Genomic DNA, 6,372 nt, shown 5'->3' with positions numbered 1-6,372 from the left:
AATCACTGATGGTTGCCCGACCAATATTCAACGCTTGGGAGATTTGCCGATCGCTTAACCGTGCTTCAAATTTGAGGCGGAATATATCCAGATAAGTTTGCATATCTGTCCTTACCATTTTCTTTTTACGTGTCATGACTACTCCGGCAAAACAGTTAAAAAACTGTTATGCCAAAGTCCGTAAAACGAAGGAAGAACAAACTGGCCGGACGATACCGAAACAGATGGCCGGATGAGGCCGAAATCAGTGGCCGGATGATACCGAAATGGGTGGCCGACTCATGCCGAAATCGCTGGCCGGATCATCCCGAAATACGCAACTGGTCTCGATGTGTCGAAAGAAATGGTGAAGTTGGCTAGCGCTAATCATCCAGAGCACAAATTTGTGCAGCAAGATATTTGTACTTGGGAAACAGAAGAGAAGTTTGATTTCATCTTTGCTTGGGATAGCATTTTTCACTTGCCATTAGCAATGCAGAAGCCAGTTATTACAAAGCTGTGCAAGCTTTTGGCGAAGGATGGGATTTTAATATATACATTTGGCAATGCTGAGGGCGAACATACCGACCAATGGCGCAATGACATTTTTTATTACAGCTCTATTGGCATTAACGAGAATATACAAATCCTGATCAATAATGGCTTATCGATTTTGCATCTTGAGCTAGATCAGTACCCTGAAAAGCATGTCTATACAATTGCTACCAAGCCTTAACTGTAACAAGGCAAGAAGCGGTGACGTTAACGTACGCTTTTCGCTCATTTGTACTAGCTCATTGCTTAGACCAATTTTGTGCCAGAAGGGGATCTTCAGAGTGTGAGTTTGTTCAAATACTAACTAAGCTGTTATTCATGGAAATGCCGAAAACGCAGATTCATCAATAGACCTAGCTTATGTGAAGATCACACTTTATTATTCATTGCTATTGACAAATGCAGGTAAAATCCGCTCGGCAACAATTTGTTGTGTTGTATGCTCTACATGGTGAGCTGTTATCGCAATAATTAAATCTAACTCTTCAATCAGGATGATGTACATTCCCCCACCTCCTTGCGCCGAAACACTAGAGTATTTTTTACCCGAACTTTGCAAATCAGAACTCCACCAATAGTAGCCATAGCCTTGGTTAGAAACGTCTTTGCCATCTCCGAAAATTTCATCATCTCCCGTCGTGATGAGTTTACTGGTCGATCTTGTCATAAAGTATTTATCAATTATTTGCTTACTTTGCCATTTACCTTCGTTTGCTGCCAGTATGCCCATCTTGACCATGTCTCGTGATGTTAAGCTCGATTTCCAGATGGACTCAGGCAATCCGCTAGGCGCAGCCTTCCAATCAAAATTTGTAATGCCTAATTGCGCCAATAACTCTGTTTTAATAAACGCTTCAACATTGCCGGGTACAACAGCCTCTAGTACCTGCATAATAAGTTGAGGTCCAATATCGTAGTAAAAACTCTTTGATTCTGAGGTTATAGGAGCACTGTGCTCGAAAAGAAACTGAATTTCCTTTTGGCCTCTTACTAATAATGGATTGCCTGTCATAGATTTGCGGTTTTCATCGTTAATACGAAGGCCCGTTGTCATAGTTGAAGCTTGGTGTAATGTAATATCTCTTGCACCATCAACAAACTTTGAAGGGTCGAGGTTTTTCAGAAAACTTGCTACGGGTTTATCTAAATCATCCATGCTTAAATAGCCTAACTGTATGGCACGACCAAGCGCCATACCAGTATAAACCTTTGTGACTGATGATTGCGGGTGAGATAAATCTATTCGACCTCTTAAGTAATAAGATTCAAATAATAGCTTGCCCTTATGATGGATTAATAGGCTATCAAACTTACCGTGCTTTCCTTCTGCAATCTCCAAAGCTAATGCAAGGATATTTGCTTTTCTACCGCCATCAATACCCAACTCTCCTATGGCTATGCCATCACTTAAGTTCGCAGGCTTAACGTCAATAAAAGCCTGCTTTAGCATAGGAATATCCCAAAATTCACGATTTATTTCAGGTTGATTCCAGTGTTTTATAGCTGCTTCTTCGACGGTAGCTGTTGGTGCTGAACTGTTATTCGATTCTGAGTGTTCTGTACTGCCTAAGCTTTTAAAGCTAAAGAATACAAAAAGAAGTAACAGGCTGGACTTTAAAATGAGCAAAACTTTTCCTTAGCGTTTAACAATCCAACTAGTTTTCGCAGTGTAGCAAACGAATAGGGTCAGGTCTTGCGGTGTGCGTCATTTCCGCTATTCGACAGAAGCTGTTCTGAACGACTGCAATTCGCTCAAAGTGAAGATCGCCTCTGTGCCAAAAGCCGCCGGTGACGTTTGACTGTTTCATCGGCAGCTCAGTACGTAAACCGGACCTTGAGATAAAGAATTTTCCCACCTCAAAGGACAGTAGACTAAACCCAACCGCATCAGCACACTGAGATACCAACCCTTGGCAAGGATGCCTTTGCTAGTGCCTCAACATTCTACCTATAAACGACATCGGCCAGAACAGACATTGCTGTATCAATTAGTCGAACGTCACTATCCTGAATTTCTGGAGCAGCTTTCACATCAAGAGAAGTCGCTGCCAAAGCACGTAGAAAAAGAGTTTGAAGAGTTTCTAAGATGTGGACGCCTTGAACATGGATTTCTTCGCGTAGTTTGTGACGACTGCAAACACGAGAAACTAGTAGCATTTAGCTGCAAGAAACGAGGCTTTTGCCCAAGCTGTGGTGCCAGACGCATGGCCGAGAGTGCCAAGCTATTGGTCGATGATGTCCTATATGGATATCCAGTACGTCAATGGGTGTTGAGTTTGCCCATCCCACTTCGTCTATTGCTTGCCAGGTATCCCAAGCATTTAAGCAAAATCATGCAAATCATCCACCGTGCTATTGCCGCAGATATTGTGCAACGGGCTGGATATCTGAATTTTATATGTATTTAAACCTCTTAGCATTTACAAACGACTAAAGCTGATAAACATCATAGGAGATAATTATGTGGCGGTTAGCGTTAGTTATTGGTTTCTGGTTGTCATTTTCAGCCTTAGCAAATTCCTTGCAGGTCGTATCTGAGTTGCCAAAAATTGATGGTAAGAAAGATCCATTTATTACAACCCTGGCGAAGCATAAGTTCGCACAGCAGTATGATTTTGATAACACGTTCCGTGAGGTCCCAGATGTCAGTTACTATGTCGCTTATCATCATAGTGGTCTTTATATCGCAATAGAAACGAGTGACGATAGCGTTCGATATCATAAAAGAGGCTTTTTGCATGGTGACGGATTTAAAGTCATGGTTGGCCCGAGTACAGCAACATCTAGAGCGGCAGAGTTCATTGAATTCGCTTTTTCACCAACGAATATAAATTCAGACAAGCCTCAGGAGAAATATATTTCCTCGTACAACGGTGATGGCCGTGCGAGGAAACTGAGCTCGTTAACGCAGGTTGCCGCAGGCACAACAGAGCATGGTACGTTTTTCGAATCGCTTATTAGTTGGCGGGATGTGTATCCGTACCAGCCAGCATTTGATGGCAAATTAAATTTAAATATCTATTTTGCCAAAGGCCTTACAGGCCTTAATGGCGAGCGTGTAACCAAAGGTTTTTCGATCGTACATGATGAAGGGATTTGGGATGAGGCTATAGCCTATCGACTTCTGCGTCCTTTTGAATTAGAAGCAGACTCAAAAAGTTTTAAGTATCACCCAAATTTTAAATTCAATAATCGTACACAGGTCACTGGAAATCCAATTTCAATCAAGCTCGCGTCTACTGCTAAACGTGATGAGTACAGTTGGGGTATCAAACACAAGTCTCGAGAGTTTATTAAAAATACCTCGGTGACTTGGCAAGAACATGATAGCGTCGTTTTGCAAACTGTCGGCTTTGAACCAGGTGTTTATCAACTTGAACTCTGTTTGCGTGGAGAATGTGCAATTAATGACTTTGCTCTATTACCAAAGTTTGACGTTGAGGCAGAAACCGCACAATTACTCGCTAGAGAAGCTTTAGACAACGGTCTTAAAAATCGACTGCTGTTCCAACTAGAGCGCATTACAAGTCAGATATTGGGCCTTAAACCTTATGAAATATCTGGACAACTTATTGACGATATCCTGAGCCTCAAAACTGAATTGTCCTCGCTGCGATCAGGTAAATCAATATCTCCTCACTCAACCAAACCTCAACGGAGAGCTTTTCGCTCAAAATTGGATGGCTCTTTACAGCCGTATTCCATAAAGCTTCCTGAAAATTTCGACCCTGAAAAAAAATACCCACTTATGGTGTTCTTGCATGGCAGCGGAATAGATGACCTTTCGCAGTTGAATGCATCAAGAAGTGACGGAAGTTTTATCGAAATTGCGCCGTCTGGAAGAGACAAGTTTTATGCCTACGCTTACCACCAGTCAGAAATTGATATTAATGAAGCAATCGATGATGTTTCAAGTCACTTTCTTATCGACAAGAACAACATCTTTATCAGTGGGTTTTCTATGGGGGGGTATGGTGCATTACTAACGTACTACCGCAACCCTGAAAAGTTTAGAGGCGTAGCCGTATTTGCTGGTCACCCTAATTTGGCTAACGAGTGGTTAGGTACGGTAGATTTCCCCAACTTTTTAAAAACAGACAGTCTTGAAAAATTTCGAGGTAAGCCGGTTTTCATTTACCACGGAGAGGCGGACCCTGCACTGGACATCAAGCTCATGCAGCAGTTTTCGGCGAAGCTTGAAAGTACTGGTGCAAACGTCACAACATCTTTTGTTCCTGAGCGTGGTCACGTTTACCAAGATACTGAAACTCATCGACGCTTTAGTGAGTGGTTGCAGGGGAATTTAGCTAGATAAACTAGAGTCTTTAGAAAAATTCAAACATTTTCAAGCTGTTTGGTGAAGACTGAAATGTAGCATGTAATGCATAAATAGTTAGCCGTTATAATCTTATAACTTACTGATATTTATAAATAATCATCTATCCATTCTAGTCTTTTTCGACCGAAATTGGTAAAATTATCATCAGTTTCTGGTCGAAATGGACTACAGTTTTATGCTAAAAGACAGCCCTCAGACATCCCCGCAAATAGGCTTTTTTGACCTCATTTCCCAGCTCGACCAAAAGCATCCTCTTCTGCTTCTTGCTGATGAGATTGACTGGAATTTCCTGAATAAAACGCTGTCAGTTCATTACAGCGACAAAGGACGACCTGGCAAACCCGTCAGGCTGATGTGTGGACTCCTGATGCTGAAACAGATGTACAACCTCAGTGATGACAATGTCATCGCCCAATGGATGATGAATCCTTACTACCAGGTGTTTTGTGGTGAAGTCGATTTTCAGACTGAGCCCCCCTGTCATCGCACCGACATCACGGCTTTTCGTCTGCGAATTGGGGAAGAAGGTGTCAATGCTATTTTTGCAGTTTCGGTGGCATTACACCAGCAGGACGCGGAAGAAGATAAAGTCCTGGTAGATACTACGGTACAGGAAAAAGCCATCACCTATCCCACGGATACAAAGCTCGCCATTAAGATCATCAACCGACTCAATAAATTGGCCAAAAAGCACGGGATAAAACAGCGCCGAACTTATGTCACAGAGGTGAAGCAATTAAGACTTCAGTGTCGTCATTTCCGTCATCCAAAATTACGGGGTAAGGCCAGAAGAGCATTGAAGCGTTTACGCACTATTGCAGGCGCCGTTACAATTGTTAAGCAACGTAAATAACACATTAGAGAATCATCAGAAGTTATCCCACATTATGATTGCGAAAACGCCTTGGACGATAGAAAACAACCTTCTAACACCTACAATGAAAATTAAGCGTTATCAATTGGAAAGGCGATACCAAGCTAAGCATTCTGTTCAAACCAAGTTATCCGACGTGGTATGGGAATCTGATTCAAACCTTTTTTAAGAAACAACGATGATTTGAAATGAGAAAAACCTGAAAGTAGTTCCTTGTGAGTTGCAGCAACAATTACTTGTATGATTAATAGTGAACACCACCAAATTTACTGACCCTAACTAACTACAAGCCAGCGTTCGCTGGGAGTATGTAAAATTTTCTGTGTAAGTGGCTGTTTCTCATAGCGATACACGGTCACCATACATGATAATGAACTGATTCATCGCCGGTTTCCAGTCCCTAAGTGGCATTGTCCACTTCTTCGCAATTTGATGTAAAGCCAGATATAGCAGTTTTAACACGGCTTCGTCGTTCGGGAATGAACGTCTGGTTTTAGTCACTTTCCGCAAGCTGGCATTCAGAGATTCAATCGCGTTGGTCGTGTAAATAACCTTCCGGATTTCAGGTGGATAGTCGAAGAATACACTCAGCCGGCTCCAGTTGTTTCGCCAAGACTGGCTGATC

The 6,372-nt window shown here is 42.2% G+C and carries 5 protein-coding genes and 1 pseudogene; 4 read left to right on the top strand and 2 right to left on the bottom strand.

The features are described 5' to 3' along the window. Positions 1–289: 289 nt before the first annotated feature. Positions 290–715, top strand: coding sequence for a class I SAM-dependent methyltransferase (locus H595_RS23000; protein ID WP_338109752.1), 426 nt, complete (start codon positions 290–292; stop codon positions 713–715). A 198-nt stretch (positions 716–913) separates the two neighbouring features. Here H595_RS23000 and H595_RS0119025 read toward each other — a convergent pair whose 3' ends face one another. Continuing rightward, complete coding sequence (locus tag H595_RS0119025) at positions 914–2,161, bottom strand: serine hydrolase domain-containing protein (protein WP_027672580.1); 1,248 nt, start codon at positions 2,159–2,161, stop codon at positions 914–916. A gap of 292 nt (positions 2,162–2,453) precedes the next feature. On the opposite strand from H595_RS0119025, the pseudogene H595_RS22995 reads away from it, so the two are divergent. The 3 genes and pseudogenes from H595_RS22995 to H595_RS22990 all read left to right on the top strand — a co-directional run. Beyond that, positions 2,454–2,921 (top strand): annotated as a pseudogene (locus H595_RS22995) (transposase zinc-binding domain-containing protein); the annotation flags it as partial. A gap of 74 nt (positions 2,922–2,995) precedes the next feature. Next, positions 2,996–4,849, top strand: coding sequence for a carboxylesterase family protein (locus H595_RS0119015; protein ID WP_027672579.1), 1,854 nt, complete (start codon positions 2,996–2,998; stop codon positions 4,847–4,849). A 199-nt stretch (positions 4,850–5,048) separates the two neighbouring features. Continuing rightward, positions 5,049–5,726 (top strand): IS5/IS1182 family transposase, encoded by a 678-nt coding sequence (locus H595_RS22990; RefSeq protein ID WP_051219994.1) that lies wholly within the window; start codon positions 5,049–5,051, stop codon positions 5,724–5,726. A 360-nt stretch (positions 5,727–6,086) separates the two neighbouring features. On the opposite strand, the gene H595_RS22985 is transcribed toward H595_RS22990, so the two are convergent. Then, a partial coding sequence (locus tag H595_RS22985; protein WP_037055420.1) for a transposase occupies positions 6,087–6,372 on the bottom strand: 286 nt, incomplete at its 5' end.

The organism is Rheinheimera baltica DSM 14885 (assembly GCF_000425345.1).
Taxonomy (GTDB): Bacteria; Pseudomonadota; Gammaproteobacteria; order Enterobacterales; family Alteromonadaceae; genus Alishewanella; species Alishewanella baltica.
The sequence above is the reverse complement of the archived record's forward strand: the minus strand, read 5'-3'. Positions and strand labels throughout refer to the sequence as shown.

Coding starts and splice junctions, on each gene's coding strand:
- H595_RS0119015 (WP_027672579.1), top strand. CDS start 2,996: ATGTGGCGGTTAGCGTTAGTTATTGGTTTCTGGTTGTCATTTTCAGCC.
- H595_RS22990 (WP_051219994.1), top strand. CDS start 5,049: ATGCTAAAAGACAGCCCTCAGACATCCCCGCAAATAGGCTTTTTTGAC.